This is a genomic window from Chryseobacterium sp. UYP7 (assembly GCF_056279225.1).
In genome coordinates this window covers 150,358-173,199 of record NZ_JBWBQW010000002.1, presented here as the reverse complement: position 1 = coordinate 173,199, position 22,842 = coordinate 150,358, and the positions used below count along the sequence as shown (strand labels likewise).

General features: G+C 34.5%; 27 protein-coding genes. 6 read left to right on the top strand and 21 right to left on the bottom strand.

From position 1 onward, the window contains the following. Positions 1 to 38 precede the first annotated feature (38 nt). The 10 genes from ACZ9HT_RS05030 to ACZ9HT_RS04985 form a co-directional block, all read right to left on the bottom strand. Positions 39 to 566 carry a hypothetical protein gene (locus ACZ9HT_RS05030; RefSeq protein WP_476039367.1) on the bottom strand — a complete coding sequence of 176 codons (528 nt, stop codon included), beginning with the start codon at positions 564 to 566 and terminating at the stop codon, positions 39 to 41. Continuing rightward, positions 566 to 805, bottom strand: coding sequence for a helix-turn-helix transcriptional regulator (locus ACZ9HT_RS05025; RefSeq protein ID WP_476039366.1), 240 nt, complete (start codon positions 803 to 805; stop codon positions 566 to 568). Before ACZ9HT_RS05025 ends, ACZ9HT_RS05030 begins: the two co-directional genes overlap by 1 nt. Positions 806 to 943: 138 nt before the next feature. Beyond that, the gene (locus tag ACZ9HT_RS05020; protein ID WP_476039365.1) at positions 944 to 2,194 is read right to left on the bottom strand and encodes a hypothetical protein; all 1,251 of its coding nucleotides are present in this window, start codon (positions 2,192 to 2,194) and stop codon (positions 944 to 946) included. Further along, on the bottom strand, positions 2,172 to 3,278 hold the full coding sequence (locus ACZ9HT_RS05015; RefSeq protein WP_476039364.1) for a site-specific integrase: 1,107 nt from the start codon (positions 3,276 to 3,278) through the stop codon (positions 2,172 to 2,174). Before ACZ9HT_RS05015 ends, ACZ9HT_RS05020 begins: the two co-directional genes overlap by 23 nt. 845 nt (positions 3,279 to 4,123) lie before the next feature. Then, entirely contained in the window at positions 4,124 to 5,035 is a 912-nt protein-coding gene (locus tag ACZ9HT_RS05010) for a helix-turn-helix domain-containing protein (RefSeq protein WP_476039363.1), read from the bottom strand. Further along, entirely contained in the window at positions 5,035 to 5,817 is a 783-nt protein-coding gene (locus ACZ9HT_RS05005; protein WP_476039362.1) for an SDR family oxidoreductase, read from the bottom strand. The genes ACZ9HT_RS05010 and ACZ9HT_RS05005 overlap by 1 nt, the downstream gene beginning before the upstream one ends. Positions 5,818 to 5,939: 122 nt before the next feature. Next, positions 5,940 to 6,695, bottom strand: a complete 756-nt coding sequence (locus ACZ9HT_RS05000; RefSeq protein WP_476039361.1) for an SDR family oxidoreductase — start codon at positions 6,693 to 6,695, stop codon at positions 5,940 to 5,942. Positions 6,696 to 6,773: 78 nt separating this feature from the next. Beyond that, complete coding sequence (locus ACZ9HT_RS04995; protein ID WP_476039360.1) at positions 6,774 to 7,136, bottom strand: helix-turn-helix domain-containing protein; 363 nt, start codon at positions 7,134 to 7,136, stop codon at positions 6,774 to 6,776. 87 nt (positions 7,137 to 7,223) lie between these two features. Then, positions 7,224 to 7,715: a VOC family protein gene (locus tag ACZ9HT_RS04990; RefSeq protein ID WP_476039359.1), complete on the bottom strand. Its 492-nt coding sequence runs from the start codon at positions 7,713 to 7,715 to the stop codon at positions 7,224 to 7,226. Between the two features lie 110 nt (positions 7,716 to 7,825). Next, on the bottom strand, positions 7,826 to 8,377 hold the full coding sequence (locus ACZ9HT_RS04985; protein ID WP_476039358.1) for a YceI family protein: 552 nt from the start codon (positions 8,375 to 8,377) through the stop codon (positions 7,826 to 7,828). Between the two features lie 118 nt (positions 8,378 to 8,495). Here ACZ9HT_RS04985 and ACZ9HT_RS04980 point away from each other — a divergent pair, with 118 nt between their 5' ends. The 4 genes from ACZ9HT_RS04980 (at position 8,496) to ACZ9HT_RS04965 (ending at position 12,503) form a co-directional block, all read left to right on the top strand. Next, positions 8,496 to 8,864, top strand: a complete 369-nt coding sequence (locus ACZ9HT_RS04980; protein ID WP_476039357.1) for a winged helix-turn-helix transcriptional regulator — start codon at positions 8,496 to 8,498, stop codon at positions 8,862 to 8,864. A 573-nt stretch (positions 8,865 to 9,437) separates the two neighbouring features. Continuing rightward, on the top strand, positions 9,438 to 9,989 hold the full coding sequence (locus ACZ9HT_RS04975; protein ID WP_476039356.1) for a hypothetical protein: 552 nt from the start codon (positions 9,438 to 9,440) through the stop codon (positions 9,987 to 9,989). Between the two features lie 8 nt (positions 9,990 to 9,997). Then, a complete protein-coding gene (locus ACZ9HT_RS04970; RefSeq protein WP_476039355.1) occupies positions 9,998 to 11,347 on the top strand; it encodes a Dyp-type peroxidase in 1,350 nt (449 codons plus the stop codon). 16 nt (positions 11,348 to 11,363) lie between these two features. Next, positions 11,364 to 12,503, top strand: a complete 1,140-nt coding sequence (locus ACZ9HT_RS04965; RefSeq protein ID WP_476039354.1) for a catalase family protein — start codon at positions 11,364 to 11,366, stop codon at positions 12,501 to 12,503. A 79-nt stretch (positions 12,504 to 12,582) separates the two neighbouring features. On the opposite strand, the gene ACZ9HT_RS04960 is transcribed toward ACZ9HT_RS04965, so the two are convergent. Further along, the gene (locus tag ACZ9HT_RS04960) at positions 12,583 to 13,644 is read right to left on the bottom strand and encodes a DUF2855 family protein (protein WP_476039353.1); all 1,062 of its coding nucleotides are present in this window, start codon (positions 13,642 to 13,644) and stop codon (positions 12,583 to 12,585) included. A gap of 324 nt (positions 13,645 to 13,968) precedes the next feature. Between ACZ9HT_RS04960 and ACZ9HT_RS04955 the strand changes: the two genes are divergently transcribed. After that, positions 13,969 to 14,097, top strand: coding sequence for a hypothetical protein (locus tag ACZ9HT_RS04955; protein ID WP_476039352.1), 129 nt, complete (start codon positions 13,969 to 13,971; stop codon positions 14,095 to 14,097). A 41-nt stretch (positions 14,098 to 14,138) separates the two neighbouring features. Further along, positions 14,139 to 14,309 (top strand): hypothetical protein, encoded by a 171-nt coding sequence (locus ACZ9HT_RS04950; protein WP_476039351.1) that lies wholly within the window; start codon positions 14,139 to 14,141, stop codon positions 14,307 to 14,309. A 115-nt stretch (positions 14,310 to 14,424) separates the two neighbouring features. Here the strand turns inward: ACZ9HT_RS04950 and ACZ9HT_RS04945 are convergent, their stop codons facing one another. The 10 genes from ACZ9HT_RS04945 to ACZ9HT_RS04900 form a co-directional block, all read right to left on the bottom strand. After that, complete coding sequence (locus ACZ9HT_RS04945; RefSeq protein WP_476039350.1) at positions 14,425 to 15,180, bottom strand: acyl-[acyl-carrier-protein] thioesterase; 756 nt, start codon at positions 15,178 to 15,180, stop codon at positions 14,425 to 14,427. A 13-nt stretch (positions 15,181 to 15,193) separates the two neighbouring features. Then, positions 15,194 to 16,027, bottom strand: a complete 834-nt coding sequence (locus tag ACZ9HT_RS04940; protein ID WP_476039349.1) for an alpha/beta hydrolase — start codon at positions 16,025 to 16,027, stop codon at positions 15,194 to 15,196. A gap of 37 nt (positions 16,028 to 16,064) precedes the next feature. Next, a complete protein-coding gene (locus ACZ9HT_RS04935; RefSeq protein ID WP_476039348.1) occupies positions 16,065 to 17,441 on the bottom strand; it encodes an aldehyde dehydrogenase in 1,377 nt (458 codons plus the stop codon). A gap of 22 nt (positions 17,442 to 17,463) precedes the next feature. Next, positions 17,464 to 18,270, bottom strand: coding sequence for an SDR family oxidoreductase (locus ACZ9HT_RS04930; protein WP_476039347.1), 807 nt, complete (start codon positions 18,268 to 18,270; stop codon positions 17,464 to 17,466). 85 nt (positions 18,271 to 18,355) lie between these two features. Next, positions 18,356 to 18,943: a Crp/Fnr family transcriptional regulator gene (locus ACZ9HT_RS04925; protein ID WP_476039346.1), complete on the bottom strand. Its 588-nt coding sequence runs from the start codon at positions 18,941 to 18,943 to the stop codon at positions 18,356 to 18,358. Between the two features lie 139 nt (positions 18,944 to 19,082). Further along, on the bottom strand, positions 19,083 to 19,526 hold the full coding sequence (locus tag ACZ9HT_RS04920) for a DMT family transporter (protein ID WP_476039345.1): 444 nt from the start codon (positions 19,524 to 19,526) through the stop codon (positions 19,083 to 19,085). Positions 19,527 to 19,754: 228 nt separating this feature from the next. After that, complete coding sequence (locus ACZ9HT_RS04915; RefSeq protein WP_476039344.1) at positions 19,755 to 20,393, bottom strand: SDR family oxidoreductase; 639 nt, start codon at positions 20,391 to 20,393, stop codon at positions 19,755 to 19,757. A 328-nt stretch (positions 20,394 to 20,721) separates the two neighbouring features. Next, entirely contained in the window at positions 20,722 to 21,009 is a 288-nt protein-coding gene (locus tag ACZ9HT_RS04910) for a putative quinol monooxygenase (protein WP_476039343.1), read from the bottom strand. A 117-nt stretch (positions 21,010 to 21,126) separates the two neighbouring features. Next, the gene (locus ACZ9HT_RS04905; RefSeq protein WP_476039342.1) at positions 21,127 to 21,813 is read right to left on the bottom strand and encodes a type 1 glutamine amidotransferase domain-containing protein; all 687 of its coding nucleotides are present in this window, start codon (positions 21,811 to 21,813) and stop codon (positions 21,127 to 21,129) included. A gap of 33 nt (positions 21,814 to 21,846) precedes the next feature. Continuing rightward, entirely contained in the window at positions 21,847 to 22,830 is a 984-nt protein-coding gene (locus tag ACZ9HT_RS04900) for an aldo/keto reductase (protein WP_476039341.1), read from the bottom strand. Positions 22,831 to 22,842: the final 12 nt, after the last annotated feature.

Genomic DNA, 22,842 nt, shown 5'->3' with positions numbered 1-22,842 from the left:
CAAAATCTGTCCCTGAATTCAACTTACTATATAGCATCTTAATATTCTTTAAAAGGAATACAACCCCGCCTCATATCAACAAGTAGTTCATCAAGTTCACCGTCTATAACGCACTGAAGGAAATCACTTGCGAATGGTTTTGAATTTTCAAAAACAATTATTTCTATCTGTGTAAATTCTTTATTCACTATAATAATATAGAGATCATTCCTAAATTCAAACATCGGGTTAATATCGCCGTTGTACAGTTGTGGATTCCCATTAGGATATCCGTAACAGATGTTTGGCTCGCTGATATTCTCAAAAAACATACTTGTAAAATTTAGTCCCGATCCGCTTAAGAAAAACTCTGCCATTCGTGATTCAGATGCTTTGATTATCTGTTTTGTTTCCATTAGGTTCAAGTAAAACATCCCTTTTTTATTTGTGAATGGCTCTATACCTTTGTATCGGCCATGTGCGAAGGTGCAATCGTATCGCATAGTGCTTGCTCCAACTTTGATCTTGTTTCGAATCTTAACGTGGTTTGGCAGAAATTCTAATTTGTAATATACTCGTGGATCCATTATTTCTTGTTTTTTTTGTTTAATATAAATGTACTTGCCTGCTGTTCAAGTTCGCCTGCTGAACTAATTCGATTGCTCAATAACCATTCTTTTATCTCTTCTAATTTGAAAAAGATGGTTTTTCCACCTGGCTTGTAATGTGGTATCTTATTGAGGTGGGTGAGTTTGTAGATATGGCTTTTACTATATCCGGAATACAAACTAAATTCTTCTAATGTCAAAATCTCTTTTTCTGCCATTTTATAAAAATTTAAAGGTTAAATAAAATAGCAATGCATTGCTTTGTCTGTTATAACTGGTGCAAACATAAAAAGTGTAGCAAAAAAAAACCCTTAACTATTGGTAAGGGTTTAGGATTTTGTCTGTCAATGACTTCTCTAAGGAAAAATTATATTTTCAATTTCTTTTCTTTTCATTTGACTTAAAATTGTAGACGTGTTTTCTTTAGAGTCATTTAGCAACTGACTTTTGACTGACTTTAAAGAATCTGATTTAAAGCCGGAGCCATTTTGATCCACAAAACATTTCATAAGCCTCTGATAGCTGAAGCTTCCTTTTGAATCGATGTAGGATAAGTCCATTAAGGTTTGAATAAAATATATTAGTTCAGATGGTGTAAATTTGATCTTTATGGGAAGAACCTCAGAAGTGCTGATGCCAGAAAATATTTTTTTGAAATCATTATAATTTGGGTTCACAATTTTATTTTTTAGTCTATCATAAATTGGTTTAAAATCCCCGTCTTTATTTGGCTTCCATTTATAGGTAAGTAGTGCTTTCTCGCCATAGGAATAATATTTTTCATTTCCCGGATCCTTTAGATAGAAGAATGCTTCTAATTCTTTCAAATCAAATTTTTGATCTGTAAGTTTTGTTTTAAGAAAGAAAATGTAATAGAACAGAGAAAATATTTTTGTTAAAATTAAAAACCCTGGCAAATCTTGGTTTATAGACGGCGCCATTATAGATGGTTTTTCATCCTGGGAATTTACTTCATCAAAACTGCTTATTGTTAGGATATTTTTGCTTGGAAATTCATTTTCATCCTCAATATTCCCCTTGTTGAAATTATCTGCGTTGGATAAAAGTTTATGTATTACAGCAATAAAAACTTCATATTTCAACCAATTTTTTCCTGACTTTCTACAGTTTTCAATGTGAGGTGTAATCATAGTCAAATGATTACCTAGGTCTGCTTGATCACAGAAGTAAGGGAAACTTTCTTTTATTCCCATCTGCTTCTCAAATTCAAGGTAACCTATTTCTAGCCGTGCACCTATTCTAACATCTACTTGTATGTTTTTATTTAGATAGTCATAAAGAGTTGGGTTTATATCAAAATCACTTTTTTTATGAAGTTTTAGTAATTTTTTACTCGATTTTGTAAGTTCGGTTTTGAACAATTCTTGCCAATCGTAATGTAGAAATAATTTTGAGATTAATTTGAGAAAATGCTTAGATGATTCTGTCATACTATTATTTACAAGATTCAATAGATATATTTTATAAGCATTCTCATAAATAGTATATTGTGCGGAGATTTTAAATTTTGATTCTCTCTGAAAATAAACTTCCATCCGATGTTCAAACAGGGTCTTACAGGTACTATAAGTTTGTGGTGGCTTCATCCTTCAGGGAATTTACATGATTTAGATATTTAACCGTATGATTAGTGCTCTTGTGTGCTAAAGCATCACTGACGGTTTTTAGATTTGCACCTTTTATTAACAACCGGGTAGCAAAAGTGTGCCGAGCACAATAGAAGGTTAGGTGTTTATTAATCAATGCTTTAGAAATCCAATTTTTTAATGTTTTATTATTACTAGTTTCAGAAATAAATTTTCCTTTTCTTTTAAAATCAAAAATAAGATCTGATAAGCCACCCCTTTTGCCAATTAAATCAATGGCAGTTTGACTTAAGGATAAATCAACTAAAGTTCCGGTTTTTACTCTTTTTATTCTCAACCTATTATTAATAATATGTGCCCAACTCAAAATTTTGATTTCTGCATATCCTAGACCACAGTAGCAACAAAAAAGAAATGCTCTTTTTAGTTCAGCGTTTCCACACTCTGTTTCAAACAAGGTTTTTAGCTCTTCCTCACTTAAGACCTGTTTCTTTAGAGTGGCGTCGCCACTGTCTTGAATGCCTTTAAACGTTACATTTTTATATACATCATCTTTAATGAAACCGTCTCTTTCTGCTTCGTTAATAACTTTTTTAAATCGTCTGAAGTAGGACTGAGGAGATTCACCTTTCAATCCAGATTTGTAATTTAAATAATCCATGAATCCATAAAAATGATTTGCCGACAGATCGCCAAGCAAAAAATTACTTTTAGGAAGATATTCTTTTAGCTTTACGGTTACTGCTTTAATCATCTTGTAATCCGCTTTATCATAATTTAAAATGTAATTGTCAAAATAGGAGTGTAAAGTAATATTCCTTTTGTGTTGAGGTACATAGGAAGTTCCTTTTGCTTGTAATTCCTCTTCTCTTTGTCTGGCAATAGTTTTTGCTAGTTTTTTCTTTTCCTCTTTATTATCTTCAGGATTGACAATAAATAGAAATTCATAATGCCGGACCTTGTTATGATAGATATCAAGATAGTATCGTTTTTTATTCCCTTGTAATTTTCTTTCTCTTAAATAAACCGCCATATCATTTACATTTTTTGTTACTGAATTGTTACTATATTTTTTATCCTTCACATTTATCTAAACACCTTTAAATAGGTTGTTAGACCTGATTCTAAGAGTAACAAATAAGTAACAAACTTAGGGCAAAGATAAGAAAATAAAGGAAAAAAAGAAGATTTGTTAAATATAAATAACTGATTATTAATGGTTTTATGGTTTTATGGTTTATTTGAAAGTACCGGCACCGGGTACTTTAAACGCTGATAATCATAAGATTATCAGCGTTTTGTGTTTTTAGAGGTTATAATCTGTCCGAAATTTGTCCGCATTTTAATATTAGCGTATATTTTCTCAGTTAAAGTTGAGTTATTCATTTGCATTTTTTAATATGATTCTTCAAATATTTTTTGCAATAGAATAAATGATAATTGGTGAGGAGTTGAAAAAATTTTGCATAAAGGGTGTTTAGTGGAAAGCAGCCAAGATTTTTGACCATAGAAAATGCTCGTTAAAAAGAACTAAATGAGTTTAATCGGGATCAGTCACAAAACTTGGGAAGAAATTGAAAGATGGTTCCATCATATACACAATGTCTGCATTTTTAAAAGTTGCAGTTAAAAATATCTGCATCTTCTAATGAGCCAAATGCAGCAAAAGCGCCCATTGCTTCGATGTCTTTTTGTCTTTCCGCAGAACTTGTGATAACAGTTACTTCGTTTCCTATTTTACTAATTTTTGTGCTAAAGGTTTCCCGATGGTCCTAGTGAACTTGTAAGTGTAATTTTCATTTTTCTATTTTTATTATTTGCTTTGCAAAGGTCTGCAATCATGTAAAGCACTTTGCGTTCAAGTCTCACTTTTTGATAAGCAAATACAATAGTTGTTTAATGATTGGGCGAATTCATTTTAATTTCACTTTAATTAAAACTTTCACGAAAACTGATCGGCGTCATTTCCGTTTTCGTCTTAAATAATTTACTAAAAGATTGCGGATGTTCAAAACCCAATTCGTAAGCAATTTCATTTACCGTCAAATCGGTGGTTGAAAGTTTTTCTTTGGCTTTTTCAATTAATTTTGCATGAATATGTTGCTGGGTGTTTTGCCCTGTCAAAGTTTTTAAAACTTCACTTAAATAATCCGGCGATAGATTTAATTTTTCTGCGACAAACTTTACTGAAGGTAATCCAACTGACCCCTGATTTTCGGCTTGATAATGATCTTCCAAAACACTTTCCAGACTGTCGAGGATCTTATGATTGGTTTTCCGTCGGGTAAGAAACTGTCTTTGGTAAAAACGCTCAGCATAATTTAAAAGAACTTCCAGTTGGGAAATAATAATATCAAGGCTAAATTTATCAATATTAGATCGGTATTCCTGCTCAATATTACTAACAATTCCATTGATCGTCAGTTCTTCTTTTTGCGACAAAAATAAAGACTCATTTACGGAATAATGGAAAAAATTATATTTTTTAATTTTATTAGCCAATGTTGTATTCCAAAGAAAATCCGGATGGACAAGTAAAAGAAAACCTGAATGCTTTAAAGCCTCGTCCGTAACTACTTCCACACGCAAAACTTGTCCCGGTGCCATAAAAAACATTACACCTTCATTAAAATCATATTCTTGTTGTCCATAAAACATTTTAAGATCCAGATCTCTTTTAACGGAAATTGAATAAAAACTGAACACTACAGGAATTGGATCGTTTTCAGCAGAATTTTTAATTTTTGAATAGTCAATTACGCTTATCAGCGGATGTTCCGGCGGTGGCAAACCAACGACCTGGTGAAAATCTGAAATAGTTTTAATGTGAATCGGTGTCATTACATTTTATTTTTAGATCTCGCTTTTTCAATACTCTTGGCCATAAAGTTAAGAAAGAATTTTGGTGCAACTCTGCCAAAGATCTTTAATATTTTTGCAAGTCCGGGCGTTATTTCTGTTTTACCTTTTTGAATTCCTTCAATTGCAAGCCGCACCATTTTTCCCACTTCCATGTTCTGGCTGCTGTCCCCAGTATCTCGAAAATTATCCATAAGCGGCGTTTCAGTTCCCGGCGGCGCCAGTTCTATTACTTTTATATTCGTTTTTTTCAATTGCAGACGAAGCACTTTCGTGTAAGCGTGAAGTCCGGCTTTCGCAGCGCTGTAAACCGGTGATGCGGGAAATGGTATAAAAGCCAAACCGGATGAAACATTAATTATAGCCGCCGTTCTTTGCTGTTTAAGATGCGGTAAAAACTGCTGCACCATTCGGATCGGTCCGTTCAGATCAATGTCAATTTCTCTTGTGATATTTTCTAGATCCATAGACTCATCCTGCAGATCTAAATTACGCATAATTCCTGCGTTATTAATAATGACATTTAACGCGGGGAATTTCATTGTAACATCGGCAAAGAGTTTGGTGATCTCTTCAGTTTTACTCACATCACTCTTAAAAATGTGCACATTTGGAAAATTGGCTTTTACTTCCTCTAACTTTTGTTGCGTGCGTCCGGTAATAATTAAATCGGTTACTCCAAGATCTTGCAATTGTTTTACAAATTCCAATCCAATGCCGCTTGTTCCGCCGGTCAAAAGGATTGTTGTGTTTTTTAATTCCATTGTTTTACTTATTTTGTTCGGTACAAAGGTCAGTTTTCACCAATAATTAAAAGTATTGAAATCCTTGTTTCGTCAAACCAAAAGCGGGTAATGTTTTGTATTATCTAATAAAAAACTTTTTTTTATAAGAGCATTCCGCCACTTGCTTCAATTCTTTGCCCATTGATCCACTTTGCATCATCGGTACATAAAAAGGCGACAATTGGGCCGATATCTGTCGGCAAACCCGCTCTTCCAAGGGGTGTTGCTGCGGCTATGGCGGTATTTGATTCTTTATTATCTCTAGTTCCACCACCACCGAAATCTGTTTCAATTGCTCCCGGTGCGACTACATTTGCATTTATTCTTCGTGGTCCTAATTCTTTCGCTGTATATCTTGTCAGCACTTCCACGGCACCTTTCAAAGCGCCATAAACCGATAATCCGACATAAGAAAAACGCGCCAATCCGGAAGAGATATTTACGATCCCGCCGCCGTCATTCATTAAATTTAAGGCTTTTTGCGATAAGAAAAAGACGCCTTTAAAGTGAATATTTACGGTATCATCAAACTGTTTTTCTGTAGTTTCTGTAAGAGGTGAATGAAGCGCAGTTCCGGCATTATTGATCAGAAAATCAAATTTATCTGTCCCGAATTCGTTTTGCATGTCGCTTTTTAATGTCTCGAAAAAACCATCAAAAGATTTTACGTCGCTTGTGTCTAACTGCAGTGCAATCGCTTTTTGTCCCAGACTTTTTATTTCCTGTACCACTTCGTACGCTTTGTCTTTTTGACTGTGGTAAGTTAATACGACGTCTATGCCTTTTTTAGCAATATTAATTGCCATGTCTCTTCCTAGTCCACGGCTTCCGCCGGTTACTATTGCTATTTTACTCATTTTTATTTATTTGATTAATTATAAAAGTTCAAAATTACAGCAATAAAATGCCGCTAATATGGTGACCGTTTCAGAATTTTAAAAAAGTTTGTCTAAAGAATTTCTGTATTGCGATGGCGTTTGACCCGATTGTTTTTTAAAATATTTTGTAAAATTTGAAGGATCGTAGGTCAATTTTTCTGCAATTTCAGCGATAGTGAACTCTGGATTGTGCAACATTTTTTTAGATAAATTAATGGTTTTTTCATTACAAATATCACAAGGTGATTTTCCGGTCATTTCTTTTACCGTATTGCTTAAATGCGTTGGATGAATAAATAACATCTCCGCGATAGTGTGAATATCAAGATAATTTTCCGCTCTACCGCTAATCAAATCCTGAAGATTTTCATCAATAATTTTTAGAAAATGAGAGGTAATTTCTTTGGGACGTGTTTTCATTTTGTTTTAAATTTCCTATTTAATTCGATTAAAAAATTGTTTACTGTAAACCACAGCAAATTCTTCCTTTTAATAAGATATCTAAAATTAATTAAGTTCCGAAAGCAGATCATTTAAATCGATTGCTTTTGTATAAATTTCCAGACTTCCGTCAGCATTATGTGGCCACATTTCCCGTGGTCTGTCCCAATAAAGTTCCACACCATTTCCATCGGGATCGTTTAAATAAAGCGCTTCGGAAACGCCGTGATCACTTGCGCCGGAAAGTGGATATCTTGCCTCACTTAAACGGTTCAAAATAAACGCAAGATCTTTTCTTTCCGGGTAAACGATCGCCGTGTGAAATAAACCCACACTATTTTCCGGTGCTGGCGGAAGTCCTTTGCTGTGCCACGTATTTAAACCAATGTGATGGTGATAACCGCCTGCCGAAACGAACGCGGCCTGACTTCCATATTTTGAAATAAGTTCAAAGCCGAGAAGATCCTGATAAAATGCAAGTGACCTTTCTAAATCTGACACTTTTAAATGAATATGTCCGATCCTTGTATTTGCGGGAACTGTATATTTTTTTTGCATATATAATTTTTTTTTGATGTCTTTTACGGCATAAATTTTAACAAATAAAACCAGTTGATAAAATTAAAAATGCACATCCAAAATGAACGTGCATTTTTTTACTATAGAATTTAAATTGTTGCTTCCTCAACTTTTTCCGCAAGTTGAATATTGGCTTCCAGTTTTATTTTTTCACCTAATCCCAAACCGCCGGTATCCGTTAATTTATTCCAGGTCATACCGAATTCCATTCTGTTGATGGTTCCTGTGATGGCGAAACCGTGTTTCAAAACACCGTGTCCGTTATCTTCAGAACCGCCATATTCTGCGTTCAATTCTACAGGTTTTGTGACACCTTTCATTGTCAGATTTCCTTTAATATTATAATTTTCATTATCAATTTTAGAGAATGCAGTAGATTCAAAATTTATTTCAGGAAAACTTTCAGATTCAAAAAAATCTTCGTTTCGCAAATGCTCATCACGAGCAGGTTGGCCAGTATCTACACTTTTTACATCTATTTTGAAACTAACTTTTGCATTACTAAATTGATCTCCTTCCGTCACAAATTTTCCTTCAAATTTTTTGAAAGAACCCGTCACGGTAGAAATTACCAGATGTCTGATTTTAAAAAGGACTTCGGAATGCATTGGGTCAATTGCCCAGATTTTTAAATTACTCATAATTACTATTTATTTATATTTATAGAGCAAAATTACGTAAATTTGCTATCTAAAATATAGTTGTTACCTAAAGGTAAGTAGTTACCTTGAAGTAAGTGATACTAAAATCCGATGAATTATGAGTCAAAAAGAGCAAGTTTGTCAGCATAAATTATTAATTATTAGAGATACTTTGGAAGTCATCCAGGGAAAATGGCGTTTGCCGATCATTATTTCTCTTGTTCACGGTAGCAAAAGATTTGGTGAAATACAGCGGGACATTGCAGATATTTCCCCAAAAATGCTCTCTCAAGAATTAAAAGCGCTGGAAACAAATAAAATCATCACGCGTACCTTGTATGACAGTATGCCGGTGACGGTAGAATATTCGTTAACGGAATTGGGAAAAACGACGAATAAAATGCTGGACGAAATATTGGATTGGGGCGTTCATTTCCGGAAAGAAATTGTACGCCACCAAATTGACAAAACAGTTTCTAAAAGTTGACGGGAAAAAATAAAATTTGGATAATAAGTAAGAGGAATTAAATATTGTTTCTTTAAATAAGAATACAATCCAATGACATTAGCAAAGTCGTCTTGGAAAAGATTAATTTACTTTTAAATAATTCCTTAAGACATTGAAGTTTCCTGATTAATGAATTCAACCTGATAAGAATGACTGGCGTATATAAATGATTGGTCGGAATTACATTTAATAAATCCCCACCGCTATTTCCACCGACATGAATCGATTTTTTAAGTTTGATTTTTTGATTTTTTCTTTGGTTTGAATTATTAAAAGAATAGACTAAAAAGAGCAGTTTTATTTTCAACATTTTGAATTATTTATTAATTTCTATTTAATGCTAATCTGAAAAATTTAACCAAAAAATTAAGGAAGTAATTTTAAACCACAAAAGTCACAAAATATTGACCTGATCAGATCGTACAAAGGTCTTAATTTGCTATCTCATAAATAGTTAAACTATACTAAATTTTCCAGCAAAACATTAATCTAACTCTTCCTTTAAAATATTTAATCGTAAATTTAGAGTAACATATTTAAAACCAAACTATTATGAATACAATTGAAGACATTGCATTGAAAGCCAAATTACTAATGGCTAATTTTAAAGAAGGAAGTAAGGACGGTTTCGATCATTCAGTAACTTCCGCCGGTGAAAAAGGAAAAAAATCTGGTAAAGTATCAGAACTTACCGTAATTGCTCCCCTAAAAAAAGATGGCGCCGAAGTGTTACGGAAAATTTTAGAAATAACAAATGGTGATTTAAGTGGCGCTACTAATGTTGGAACCTTGCATGACCTTCGAATTGTATTTTTAGAAAACGATACCAAAATTCTTTTTTGTACGGCTTACGATGGCGACTGGGATCCTTACATTAATGATTTTGCTACTAAAATTCCGCAATTGATGGATATTATTTTCGGAAATGTAGAAGGATGGCCAGGCATTGCAGATCCAGGCGTAAAACAATTTATTTTAGATCATCAAATTACAGCTTCTGGGTGGTACGTAGGCGTTCCACATTTAACGGTAAATGATATAATTCGACAAGACAAATTGGTAAAAGGCATTAACAAAGCAATTGACGAAGCTTCTATAAAATAACCTTAATTATGAGCTTATTATCAAGAATTTTTAATAGGGACAAAGTTAAACTGGATCTTAAAGATATACAGTCTATTATCTTAAGAAACCGCCCTGTTCCCTATTTCGGGACAATTGCAATTTTCACCATTAAGTCGCAAGACGAAGGCAAGAAATTACTGAAGCAAATTATACCCTTGGTCAGCGATGCAGAAGATTGGCATACCAATCAGGATGCATCTGTAACCCTCAGTTTTACTTATGAAGGCTTAAAAGCTTTGGGTTTACCGCAGGAATCTTTAGACAGTTTCCCGGAATCTTTTAAGCAAGGAATGGCTGTAAGAGCTAATTTGACGAATGATATTGGTATTAATGATCCTAAAAATTGGGAAGAAAATTTAAAGGGAAATGCTATTCATGTTGCCGCAGCCGTTCTTTCTAATAATGAAGAATCCTGGAAGAAAAAATTGGCAGAACTGACAAAAGAAGTCAAAGAGAATAAAGGTATTGAAACCATTTTCAGTCAGGATTTTGGAGCTACAGAAGAAGTTAAAAATGTTTTTGGTTTTCGGGATGGCATCAGTAACCCAGAAATAGAGGGAAGTGGTATCGACGGTTATCCGCAGTATGACAAACCCATTAAGGCAGGAGAATTTCTTTTAGGTTATCCCGGGGAAGCCGGCACTGTAAAACCTTATCCACAACCTGATGCATTGGGCAAAAACGGTTCTTTTTTGATCTTTAGAAAATATCAAAGTCAGGTTGCAGAATTTAACCAATTCATTAAAGAAAATACAAATTCGCCCAAAGAAGGAGAATTACTTGCGGCAAAAATGGTTGGTCGCTGGAAAAGCGGCGCACCACTTCCCTTGAGTCCGGAGGAGGACAACCCGGATATTGGTGAAGATCCAGAAAAAAATAATGATTTCAGTTTTAAAAATGATGAGTACGGTAAAAAGTGTCCCTTTAGTTCTCACATGCGTCGTATGAATCCGCGAGATGCCAGAAATTCAGTGCTTCAAGACATTCGCTTACACCGTATCATCAGAAAAAGTGTTTCATTTGGTGATATTGTACCACCGGAAATTACGGAAAATGATGGTAAAGAACGTGGCCAATTTTTTATGGGAATCAGTGCCGATGCAATGGGCACTTTAGAATTTCTTTTGAAACAGTGGGCGAATGACTCAAACTTCATCAGCCTTGGCGAAGAAAAAGATCCCATGATCGGTGTTCAAGAAGACGGATTATTTACAAAACCATCTGATCCGATGGTTGATAGATACCACGGTTTGCAAACTTATAATATTATGAAAGGTGGTGACTATTGCTTTTTACCAAGTCTCACGGCTCTAAAATGGATCTCTGAATTAAAATAAAAATAAAAAATTTAAGATGAAAAAAGAATTTATTAAATACGCCTCTGTGGTTGAAGACATTCCTGCAGAATTTGATAAGCAAGTTGACGAAATAACCGCTGATATCGCCGCCTATGTTCATGAATCTAAAGAGAAAAACAAACTAACTTATAACACCCGTGATGCTCATGCGAAAGGCTATGCTGCCTTGAAGGCTGAATTTACGGTGCTTGATAACTTACCAAAGGAATATGCACAGGGATTTTATGCAACACCCAAAAAATATGAAGCTGCAATCCGTTTCTCCAATGGTTCCTCGCGAGTAATGATTGATAAGAAACTAGGTTTTGCACAGGGATTAGCCATCAAAATTTTTGATGTTCCAGGTCAAAAAATGACCGATGATGAAAAAGATGCACCCAACATGGATTACAACTTTATTAACCATCCTGTGTTCTTTTGTAATTCGGCAGAAGACTATACCTTCATCGGCAAACTTTTTCTTAAAATGAATGATTATTTTGAAAAAGGTATTTTTGGAAAAGCTGAATTCGCTTATATGTGGGCAACGGAAATGGGAAAAGCATTTCCCGGCAGAGAAAGTTTAAAGGAATTGAAAGCAATTTTAGGCTTTCAGGATATTGAACCAAAAAACCCTTTTCTGTATGATTTTTGGAGTATGGGCGCGGTAAGACATGGAGATTATATTGCCAAAGTGCGGGCACATCCTAATGCTGATTTTTTAAGCAAAATTATAACACCAGAGGTTGATCCACAGAAAATCGATCAAGCCTTTAAACCGGCAATTATTGGTGAAATTACAAAACACGATTTTGAATTTGATATCCAGATCCAACTTTGTAACGACCTGAAAAAAATGCCAGTTGAAGAACTTACTGAAGAATGGAAAGAGGAAGATTCGCCGTTTGTAACGGTTGCTAAACTCTATATTCCGCAACAGGTGGTGCCAGAAGACGGGAATTTTCAGATTATGGAAAACCTATCATTTACGCCATTTCATACCACGGAAGAGCATAAGCCAATTGGTAATCTGCAGCGTACAAGATTACGCGCTTACCAAACGGCTTCTAAATTAAGACATGAGTTAAACCATAAAAAGAGAGCAGAGCCTAAAAACTTAGATGAAGCCTTTGATCCGGAATTTTATAATTTATAGAATCAACCAAAGTACCACCCTATGGCTTTGACTACTATTGTTGTTTATATACTCCTCTTTTTAAGTTCATTAAAAAAACCTATATTTTAACAATATGCGCAACTGAAGGATCAATTTTCCCATCCAACATCTCTAAATACAACTCACTTAAGTCTTCTGTACTCGTAGTCTTTTTAACTGAAATCCAATTTTTAGCGTTCGCGGTTAAACGCACCCATGAGTCCGTTAAATTTTGTTGAAATACTTGCGGTCCCCATTCCTTAATCCGTTTTTCAGCTTGGTCAGGCGCAGAAAAGAAAGTGCCATTACCAGTGGCTTCTCCATTATTCTGCCAATCTACCATTCCAACTATGCAATTATAAATTAAATGATCTCCCAATTTTTTTTGTAACACAGATTGTGTATTCCCGTTTCCAGAGAAATCAACGATGGCAGTCTTTTCAACATCAATATCCTCAATATTAGTATAGGAAATCACTTCATCATAAAATCCTAATTCCGAAACGAAATCCATATTCCCTTCAGAAGTCAAGCCGATGATCTTTATATCATGATCTGCTTTTCTTTTATGCAATAAGAAAGCTAAACCGATAGCTGTTTTACTGGATGCGGAGGTCAATATGATATTTTTGCTATCGAAAAAATTGTTATCAAAAAACAAATCATCAATTAGGAAGGAAGCTGTAAATAAGGGGCGGAATATACTTTGGAAAGCTTCTCCTTGCACTGAATAGCCAGGATCTGATTTTGTATTACTATAACTATTGTAAATCTGTGGCAATCCAACTCTATGAGGCATACCCTCTGTGAAGTTCCCATTTTCAATTTCAGTAGGTTGCATCACTACATGAGAGGCCATTGGATAATAACCAAATAGGCGTTCTCCCACTAAAACCCCCTTTGATTTAGAGGCAATCACGTCTGAAAATCCCCAAACAGGAATAATTCCTTCTGTTTTTGAAACAGGAAAAAACTCCCAATAACCAAGCATCTCTCCTGTAGCAGCATAAGTAATATTATTAGAAGTAAAAGCAAATTGGTTTATTTTTACTAGGATTTGCCCATCTTCTAAATCATCGAACGTATTATTAAAAATTCTGAAATCATGGAAATTTGTTCTATTTACTATGAGTTGATACATTTTGCTATATTTATTATTAAATGGATATTGACGGTTATTTAAAGACTTTAATTCTTTGCCAAGATATAAAATATTTTAAAGAATATTTCGACATCTGTTTTAAACGCCAATTTTTATATTTTGAGCGTTTTATTAAACGCTAAACTCACGAAATTCCTGACCGTTTTCCTCCATCGTTGCAAAACAAAATCAACCTTATCCTTTTTGGTTTTATTTTGATCCATTGTACATCTAAAATGATTAGGAGGTGGTGATTATTGCTTTATACCTAGTCTCACGGCTCTTAAATGGATCTCTGAATTAAAATAAAATAAAAAATTAAAGATGAAAAAAGAATTTATTAAATACGCCTCTGTGGTAGAAGACATTTCTGCAGAATTTGATAAGCAAGTTGAGGAGATAACCGCTGATATCGCCGCCTATGTTCATGAATCTAAAGAGAAAATAATTTAATTTACAACACCCCTGATGCTCATGCAAAAGGCTATGCTGCCTTGAAGGCGGAATTTACGGTGCTTGATAACTTACCGAAAGAATATGCCCAGGGATTTTATGCGACACCCAAAAAATATGAAGCCGCGATCCGTTTTTCCAACGGTTCCGCGCGGGTAATGATCGATAAGAAACTAGGTTTTGCACAGGGATTAGCCATTAAAACTTTTTGATGTTCCCGGTCAAAAAATGATCGATGATGAAAAAGATACACCCAATATGGATTACAATTTTATTAACCATCCTGTGTTTTTTTTGTAATTCGGCAGAAAATTATACTTTGTGCATTTATGTTTTTATTTTCTTCCAAATCGTCTTTGCTGTTGCACAAACTTTATCGGTTCCTTCAATTTTTATGGAGTGTATGAATGATTTTTCCATTGTGTCCATTTTAGTACAGCAAATGATTGTTTGACCATAATGAGCTTCTGCAATAAATCTACCGTCTATAGAATACAAATAATAATTATTAATAATTTCCTCAGGAACTGACTCAACTACCCATTGTAAATATCTAATGTTATTTACATGCTTAATCATATCAGTATCATATTTATTGACTTTAAATTCCAGTTCATAATCTGAATTTTCAACTGCCTTAATTTTTTTAGAGATATTGTAATCAATACTTTCTTCATTACAGAAAGACCATTTTAAAATTATATCATCAAATATTTGAACTGGTCTTCTTTTAACAATATCAAAGAAAATCCATAAGCCTTTGGCTCTTCCTATAATATTATTTTGTTCATCATATATTATATTTTCTCTAAAACCTTTAATGGTTGAATATTTTGACAGCCAAGTTCTAATGGTAATCTTTTCTTTATAACTTGGATATCGCTCCATTTGCATAAACCCAGAAATTAAAACCCAACCAATATTCTGTTCTGCTAATTGATATAAACTATGGTTTATAGAATAACAATGGTCAGCAGCCGTTTCTTCCAAAAGCGTTAAGATGGTGGTTGGCGATGCCACACCAAATTCATTCATTTCAAAATATCTTAATTCAAATTGCTTATCGAAACGGTTTTTATTCATTTTATACTTTCCCTTATTTATGCAGGTCTATAAATTCAATAATTTCTTTGTAATGCTTGTTCCACGGAAATAAGTATTGGCTCATCATCGGTATATGTTTTTTTGGGAGAAAATTTATCTTTACAGTGGGTTGATATTTATTCAATTTTTTGACAAAGTCTTTATTTTGGGAAATTATCGAAGAAAAGGTTTTGCTGCCCACGTAAATATAAAAAGGTGGTGTTTTTTCAGATAAAAAATAAATAGGCGATGCATCTTTCCAGTTGTTTACATCCGCTGTCCAAGTCGTATTATAATGATGAAATTTGGTTGGAGGATTTTCTTTTAATTCGGAATAAATATCCAGTCCAGCCGCATCATTAAGTATAACGCCTTTAATCAAATCTGTGTTTTTCAAATATTTGGGATTAGTAGCAACAAGAGCAATTAAGTGCCCTCCTGCTGAATGTCCCATTAGAAATATTTGATCGGGATTCCCATTGTATTTATCAATATTATCATAAGTCCATTGAATAGCTGTGGCAACCTCTTTTGCCATGGTATCATAATTACCATCAGGGCTTAAAGTGTAGTTAGGGATAACAGTTACAATATCCTTTTTAGCAAAATTGCGACCCAGAAATCCGTAAATATCTTTATTCCCTTGATCCCAATAACCACCGTGAATAAAAATAACGACTGGGTTGTTTTTAGATTTTTTAGGCTGGTACACATTTAATTCTGGATAAGATTCCACTAAAGCTTTAGCGCTTTTAAGATAAGAAAGGTTTCCTATTTTTTTAGAAGCGCAACTGGCAAATAAAAAGATACAAAAGACAAGGGTTATAATTTTAAATAGTTTAATCATGTTATTATTTATTAAATATATTTTGTGTTTCAGTAACTCAAATAATTTTCTTTATTAAATTAAAATACTTAAAAGGCGCATATTTCATAGGCAAATCAATCCAGGTAGGTGTAGTAACAACTGCTCTTTTATTGCTAAAGGCTAAAAAGCTTTCCTTTCCGTGATATTTCCCCATTCCACTATTACCAACACCACCAAAGGGTAAATTATGATTGGTTATGTGCATTAGCGTATCATTGATACAAGCTCCTCCTGAGGTTGTTTTAGCCAAAATGTCTTTTGCATTCTTGTTTTCACCAAAATAATAGAACGCCAGAGGTTTTTCATTTTCATTAATGTAATCTATAGTTTCGTCTATATGGCTAAAAGTCATTACAGGTAATATGGGGCCAAAGATCTCCTCTTGCATTATCAGGAAATTTGCATCTACATTATCAATAATGGTAGGTTCAATAAACTTTTCTTTGCTATCTACTTCGCCTCCCGTATGTATTTTACCTTGGTTTAGTAAACCCGCCAATCTGTCAACTGCCTGTTCGTTTACAATACGAGGATAAAAACGGCTTTCTTTAATGTTTTCTCCATACATCAGTTTAATATTCGAGGCAATTTTATCCAACAATTCATCTTTAATAGATTGGTGTGCAAAAAGATAATCGGGTGCGATACAAGTTTGCCCAGCGTTTACTAGTTTCCCCCAAGTAATGCGTTTGGCGGCAACGTCAATATTAGCATCGGCATCCACAATACAAGGGCTTTTACCTCCCAATTCTAAAACTACTGGTGTTAAGTGATCGGCAGCAGCTCTCATCACCACTTTACCAACTTTAGGACTACCAGTAAAGAAAATAATATCGAAGCGTTGGGAGAATAAAATGGTGTTGGTTTCCCGACCCCCTTGAACTACACTAATATAATTAGAATCAAAATTCTCTGCAATCATATCCTCCATCGCTTTGGCAACAGTTGGCGTATCTGGCGAGGGTTTTAATATACTGCAACACCCCGAAGAAATAGAACCTACCAACGAATTAATAAGCAACTGGAACGGATAGTTCCAAGGTGCAACAATTAAAGCCACACCTAAGGGTTCATAAATTACTTTACTCGATGAAGGCAATAGATGAATAGGAGTTGAAACGCTTTTGGGTCTTGACCATTTTTTCAAATGCTTTATATGGTTATCAATTTCGCCCGTAACTATGCTGATTTCTGTTAGATACGCTTCTTCAGGCGATTTATGTAAATCTTCCCACAATGCATTCTCAATTTTTTTTTGATTTTTAAGAATAGCTTGTTTTAACTTACGTAATTGTGTTATTCTATAACCAACATCCTTTGTTTTCTGAGTTGAGAAAAAAGCTCTCTGATTTTCTATATGCTGAACAATTATATCTTCTGATGTATCTTTCATGGGAATAAATTTAAGAAGTATATTATTTCTTGTGGCCTGTAAAATGTTCCATAGTTTTATAAATGCCAAGCACACTGCCTGCAAACCAGTCAAATAAATTTATTGACATAACAGCCTGGCCAAATCTTGTAAGTCTATATAAATACCCGGGTATGGTTATCATTTTTTTATTTTGCTCTATGGCTTTAACAATTGTAAGTGCCGCAGCTTCTGGTTCCAAAATTGGAATTTTTGACCTCACACCGTCAAACATTCCTGTATTTATATAATAGGGCATAATGGTCGTTACATTAACCTTCTTATTGAGTTGGTTCATTTCAATACGTAAACTGTCTGACCAACCAATAACCGACCATTTACTAGCGGCGTACACCGACATTTTTGGGTTTGAAATTATTCCTCCTGAAGAAGCGATATTACAGATATGACCAGAGTTTTGTGTGAGCATATCTTTTAAAAATTCCAAGGTTACAAACATGGGAGCATTGGCATTGATCTCCATTGTTTTTTGAATATCAACAGTGGAATGTTCATGGAAATATTTACCTACAACAATACCAGCATTATTTATAAGCACATCTACAGTACCTATTTGTTGTTTTACAGCTTTAGCTGTTTCTTGAATTTGGCTGAGGTTAGAAACGTCAACCTTAAATCCATAGATATTACCTTTGGCAGAAAATTCTGCGATTGTTTCATCTATTTTCGATTGATCTATATCCCAAATGATTACTTTGGCTTTCCGTTCCAATAACAAGCGGGTCATGATTTTTCCAATACCAGATGCGCCACCAGTTATTAATGCTATTTTTCCGTCCAATTCTTTCATCTCTATAATTTTTTAAAGTATAATTTCAGATACAAATTTAGAAGCCCAACAGATAATCAGCAATAACATATGTTATCACTTTTGATCATTCCGATTTATCGGCATTTTTCAAACGACTTAGATGAACGGAACTAATATTTAAATAAGAGGCAATTAAGTGTTGAGGAACTCTCTGAAATATATTAGGAAACCTGATCGTTAAATTGTTATATCTTTCAAGGGGTGATTGCGTGTAAATAGATTGTATTTTGTCACTGAAAATAAAAAAATAATCTTCTGCAAGGAGTCTTCCTAATTTTTCGCCATTTCTAAGTTTTATGTAGCCTTTTTGTAGCATTTCAAGCGACATTATAACAACTTGCGTATCTTCCAAAGCTTGAATAGAATAATTTGAAGGAATACCTCTCAATAAACTTTCATAGTCACTAGCAAAAGTGTTTTCTAAGGAAAAATGGAAGGTTTTTTCTTCCCCTTCTTTATCTATAAAGAAAATTCTTAATAAGCCACTCTCCACAAAAAACACATTCTTACAAACATGACCTTCTTCAAGAAGCAAACTCTTCTTTTTAATTTTCTTTACTTGAAAATCAGAAGAATAATCGATCCATTCATCATCATCCATTTCAATATAACTTGAAATAATGAGATGTATATTTTTGTAATCAGTATTCATTCTTATTAATTAATATTTCTTCGGTTAATCCATAACTAGATAATTTAAAGAGGGCTTAAACAATCTTCAAACATTGAATATAACCTTTCTCAACTATTAATTTTATAATTTGTCATCCGAAATGGCATTTCAAATTTTTTCAAAAATTCTTCATGACTATTACTCCGCCAATAATTAGTAGCATACCCATAACTCTGCCTATAGTGATCGGTATATGTTGTGCTCCCATAATGTGAAAGTGCTCCATCAACATGGATATTAACAATTGTCCTGTAACTACTAATCCGAAAGTTAATCCAGGTCCGATCTTAGGAAAGGCAAGTACAATGATCGTGACATAAAAAGCACCCAATAATCCACCCAACCATGCATATGTAGGAGCATCTTTTATGCCTCTCCAAGATACATTTTGAGAAGTTACAAGAATGTAAATTACTAATGCCAATAAACCTATGGCAAATGATATCATTGAGGCATGGATAGGACTACCGCCAGTCTTAGCCAGTTTGTTATTCATGCCGGACTGTATCGGAAGAAATGTACCAGCAATAAATGCCATTATGATCCAAATAAATTTTTCCATTTTGTTTAAGTAAAAAGTTTAAAGTTTGTAATGTTATCTTCTTATAGCTATATGAATTAAGAAGGATTTTCTAACACTATATTTTTCTCTCGCTAAGTTTTCATCATCAATGACTCCAAAGCCATATTCCTAGGGATTTGGTGATGGTTTTTCTAAAAATATTGCCTACTTATCTGCAATTTTATATTCTTTCGATCCTTTGAACTCCTCAGCACATCGTAAATATCTTTAATTTGATCGAACCGCTTCTTCTAAGGGAATTTTGCCTTCCAGAATTTCAAAAGTTTGATTTTGCATAATGTCGTCATTCAATACTTCAACTAAGGTTTTTGCAACATCAGCTCTTGAAATAATGCCGCTTTTGTTCAATTTGGGACTGAGTTCAATTTTACCTTTACCATCTTCATTCGTCAACGCTCCCGGACGAACGACAACATAATCCAATCCACTCGCCCGCAAATGTTCATCTGCATTTTGTTTTGCTTTCAAGTAGGCTTCAAGATCTTTATTTTGAGAAGGATCATCCGCTCCCATAGAACTTAACATCACAAATTTTTCGATCCCGGCTTCCTTTGCCGCATCGATCAATCGTTTGGCTCCTTCTTGGTCTACACCAACTACATTTTTGCCTTTTGACCCTGCGGCGAAAATAATCTTGTCAATTTGAATGACCACTTGGCTCGAGTCCTCTTCCAGATCGGCGAGTACCGTGGTAACATGTTCATTTTCAAATCGCTCTTTTTGCTCTTGTTTCCGAACCATGGCAACCGGCTTATACGCATCTGATCTTTGAAGTATGTCAATAATGATCTTTCCTGTGGTGCCATTAGCACCAGCTACCAATACATTTTTTTTCTCGTTATTCATTTCTTTTGTTTTTAATAGTTACTTCTTAGGTTTTCCCCTTTCATATTATTTAGGCCAATTTGGTTTGATATTTTCAAAAGTGGAAGATCACTTTAGAACAAATTTTCCTGCGATCATAAAAGCTGATTTTTAGCCTCCAATTGATTAAATAATAGAACGGTAGGTCACTTTTAGAAAAAAGCAGACTCCCGCAGTCAAATGTGACCTATATCTATCGGGTAATTCTATGTTTTTTAATAAATAATAGATGTGAAATGAAAATTTGCAGAGCGCTATTTATATATTTATTCGTCTGCAGCAGCATATCTTTTTTCATTCCATTAAATGCTTAAATGACTTTTTGGTATATGTCGATTTCTGCCTTTTTTTTCAGATACTCGGCCATCTGAGGAACAATTCTTTTAAAATGTTCTGAAGACATGTGATTGGTTAGATCTTCTTCAGTTTCCCATTCTTCTAACATTATTAGCTCTGCTGGCTCTTTTGTATTTTGGTACATTTCATACTTGATACAACCTACTTCTTTCACTGTTTTTGCTACTAATTCCTTTGCCAGTTCTAAAATTTTGTCTATTTCATTTTCTTTAGCAAAATTTTTGGCCACTACTTTTATCATAAATAAATATTCTTTTTAATTTGTTAATGAGTGTGTATCCTAGCCAATCTTCCTTCCTCTTTACTGATGAGGAAGGAAGAAACTGCTGATAATTATATCAGAGAATGACCAGAAAACCTATTTTTTAGATTCCAATTTGTTTAATAATAATTCAGCAACTTTTTGCGATGAGGCTGGGTTTTGTCCTGTAATGAGCAATCCATCTTCCAAAGCATAGGCCTCAAAATCTTTTGATTTGCTATATATACCTCCTTTTTCCTTCAACATGTCTTCAACAAGAAAAGGGACAACATCGGTAAGACCAACCAGTTTTTCCTCTGAATTTGTAAATCCAGTTACTTTTTTTCCTTTTACAAGTGGTTCCCCCGAAATATTTTTTACATTTTTCAGAGCTGCAGGGGCATGGCATACAAAGGCAACAGGTTTACCGGCATTATAAAAATTCTCGATCAACCTTGCCGAAACTTCACTCTCTGCCAAATCCCATAAAGGCCCGTGACCACCTGGATAGAATACTGCGTCATATTCGTTTGCAGACACCTCGGAAAGTTTATGCGTTTTGCTCAGTTTTTCCTGTAATGACTCATCATTTTTAAACCGTTTGGTGGATTCTGTCTGATTTTCCGGCTTATCACTGGTAGGATCGATAGGAGGCTGACCTCCATCAGGTGAGGCCAAAGTAACGCTGGCGCCATTATCTACTAAATAATAATAAGGCGTTGCAAATTCTTCTATCCAAAATCCGGTTTTCTCACCAGTATTTCCCAATAATGCATGAGAGGTTAACACAATTAATATTTTCATTTTTATCATTTTTATCTACTTTTAAAGTTTTTATTAAAGATTTGTAAATTTCATACCATTAGCATTGTAGCGTTCTCCAGCCACTGTGCTGTAGGTATCATCCAAATACTGCATCTCCTCTTGGGTAAGTTCAACGTCAACAGCTTTCGCATTTTCGATCAAGTATTTCTCATGCTTGGTACCGGGAATAGGGATTATATTTTCTCCTTTGTGTAATAACCAAGCTAAGGACAATTGTGCAGGTGTTACGTTCTTCTTGTCAGCTAACTGCTCAATTCGGCTTAAAAGTGTTTTGTTACTTTCAAAATTTTCTTTTTGAAAACGGGGCACAGTATGTCGGAAATCATTCTCGGATAATTCTGAGGTATTCTTGATGGTTCCTGATAGAAAACCTCTACCCAAAGGACTGTATGGCACTAATGAGATCCCCAATTCTTCTATAACGGACATTGTGGTTTGCTCCACATCACGTGACCAGATGGAATACTCGGTTTGTACCGCAGTTATAGGATGAACTTTATGGGCAAGCCTTAGCGTATCGCCCGAAACTTCCGAAAGTCCTATATATCTAACTTTTCCTTCTTTCACCAATTCTGCCATTGCCCCAACTGTTTCCTCAATAGGCGTATTGGGATCCACACGATGCAGGTAATACAGATCGATCGCCTCTCGGCCCAATCGTTTTAAACTTGCTTCACACGCACTTTTCACATACTCCGGAGAGCCATTAAGTTGCCTTACTTCTGGGTTGTTCTTATCCCTTACAAAGCCAAACTTTGTCGCTAGTACCACATCGTTCCAGCGATCGCTATAGGCTTTCCGTAATAATTCTTCATTATCCCCTATTCCATAAACATCGGCGGTGTCGATAAAGTTGACCCCAATATCCAATGCTTTGTGCAAGGTTTTAATACTTTGTTTTTCATCCGTATCCCCATAGAATTCCGACATCCCCATGGCTCCCAGGCCTATGGGAAATACTTTTAGGTCACTTTTTCCAATTGTTCTTGTTTTCATCTTTCCTAGGTT

Bases quoted from the DNA above. Each gene is read 5' to 3' on its own strand.
- ACZ9HT_RS05030 (WP_476039367.1), bottom strand. From the start codon at position 566: ATGGATCCACGAGTATATTACAAATTAGAATTTCTGCCAAACCACGTT.
- ACZ9HT_RS05025 (WP_476039366.1), bottom strand. From the start codon at position 805: ATGGCAGAAAAAGAGATTTTGACATTAGAAGAATTTAGTTTGTATTCC.
- ACZ9HT_RS05020 (WP_476039365.1), bottom strand. From the start codon at position 2,194: ATGAAGCCACCACAAACTTATAGTACCTGTAAGACCCTGTTTGAACAT.
- ACZ9HT_RS05010 (WP_476039363.1), bottom strand. From the start codon at position 5,035: ATGACACCGATTCACATTAAAACTATTTCAGATTTTCACCAGGTCGTT.
- ACZ9HT_RS05005 (WP_476039362.1), bottom strand. From the start codon at position 5,817: ATGGAATTAAAAAACACAACAATCCTTTTGACCGGCGGAACAAGCGGC.
- ACZ9HT_RS05000 (WP_476039361.1), bottom strand. From the start codon at position 6,695: ATGAGTAAAATAGCAATAGTAACCGGCGGAAGCCGTGGACTAGGAAGA.
- ACZ9HT_RS04995 (WP_476039360.1), bottom strand. From the start codon at position 7,136: ATGAAAACACGTCCCAAAGAAATTACCTCTCATTTTCTAAAAATTATT.
- ACZ9HT_RS04990 (WP_476039359.1), bottom strand. From the start codon at position 7,715: ATGCAAAAAAAATATACAGTTCCCGCAAATACAAGGATCGGACATATT.
- ACZ9HT_RS04985 (WP_476039358.1), bottom strand. From the start codon at position 8,377: ATGAGTAATTTAAAAATCTGGGCAATTGACCCAATGCATTCCGAAGTC.
- ACZ9HT_RS04980 (WP_476039357.1), top strand. From the start codon at position 8,496: ATGAGTCAAAAAGAGCAAGTTTGTCAGCATAAATTATTAATTATTAGA.
- ACZ9HT_RS04975 (WP_476039356.1), top strand. From the start codon at position 9,438: ATGAATACAATTGAAGACATTGCATTGAAAGCCAAATTACTAATGGCT.
- ACZ9HT_RS04970 (WP_476039355.1), top strand. From the start codon at position 9,998: ATGAGCTTATTATCAAGAATTTTTAATAGGGACAAAGTTAAACTGGAT.
- ACZ9HT_RS04965 (WP_476039354.1), top strand. From the start codon at position 11,364: ATGAAAAAAGAATTTATTAAATACGCCTCTGTGGTTGAAGACATTCCT.
- ACZ9HT_RS04960 (WP_476039353.1), bottom strand. From the start codon at position 13,644: ATGTATCAACTCATAGTAAATAGAACAAATTTCCATGATTTCAGAATT.
- ACZ9HT_RS04955 (WP_476039352.1), top strand. From the start codon at position 13,969: ATGAAAAAAGAATTTATTAAATACGCCTCTGTGGTAGAAGACATTTCT.
- ACZ9HT_RS04945 (WP_476039350.1), bottom strand. From the start codon at position 15,180: ATGAATAAAAACCGTTTCGATAAGCAATTTGAATTAAGATATTTTGAA.
- ACZ9HT_RS04940 (WP_476039349.1), bottom strand. From the start codon at position 16,027: ATGATTAAACTATTTAAAATTATAACCCTTGTCTTTTGTATCTTTTTA.
- ACZ9HT_RS04935 (WP_476039348.1), bottom strand. From the start codon at position 17,441: ATGAAAGATACATCAGAAGATATAATTGTTCAGCATATAGAAAATCAG.
- ACZ9HT_RS04930 (WP_476039347.1), bottom strand. From the start codon at position 18,270: ATGAAAGAATTGGACGGAAAAATAGCATTAATAACTGGTGGCGCATCT.
- ACZ9HT_RS04925 (WP_476039346.1), bottom strand. From the start codon at position 18,943: ATGAATACTGATTACAAAAATATACATCTCATTATTTCAAGTTATATT.
- ACZ9HT_RS04920 (WP_476039345.1), bottom strand. From the start codon at position 19,526: ATGGAAAAATTTATTTGGATCATAATGGCATTTATTGCTGGTACATTT.
- ACZ9HT_RS04915 (WP_476039344.1), bottom strand. From the start codon at position 20,393: ATGAATAACGAGAAAAAAAATGTATTGGTAGCTGGTGCTAATGGCACC.
- ACZ9HT_RS04910 (WP_476039343.1), bottom strand. From the start codon at position 21,009: ATGATAAAAGTAGTGGCCAAAAATTTTGCTAAAGAAAATGAAATAGAC.
- ACZ9HT_RS04905 (WP_476039342.1), bottom strand. From the start codon at position 21,813: ATGAAAATATTAATTGTGTTAACCTCTCATGCATTATTGGGAAATACT.
- ACZ9HT_RS04900 (WP_476039341.1), bottom strand. From the start codon at position 22,830: ATGAAAACAAGAACAATTGGAAAAAGTGACCTAAAAGTATTTCCCATA.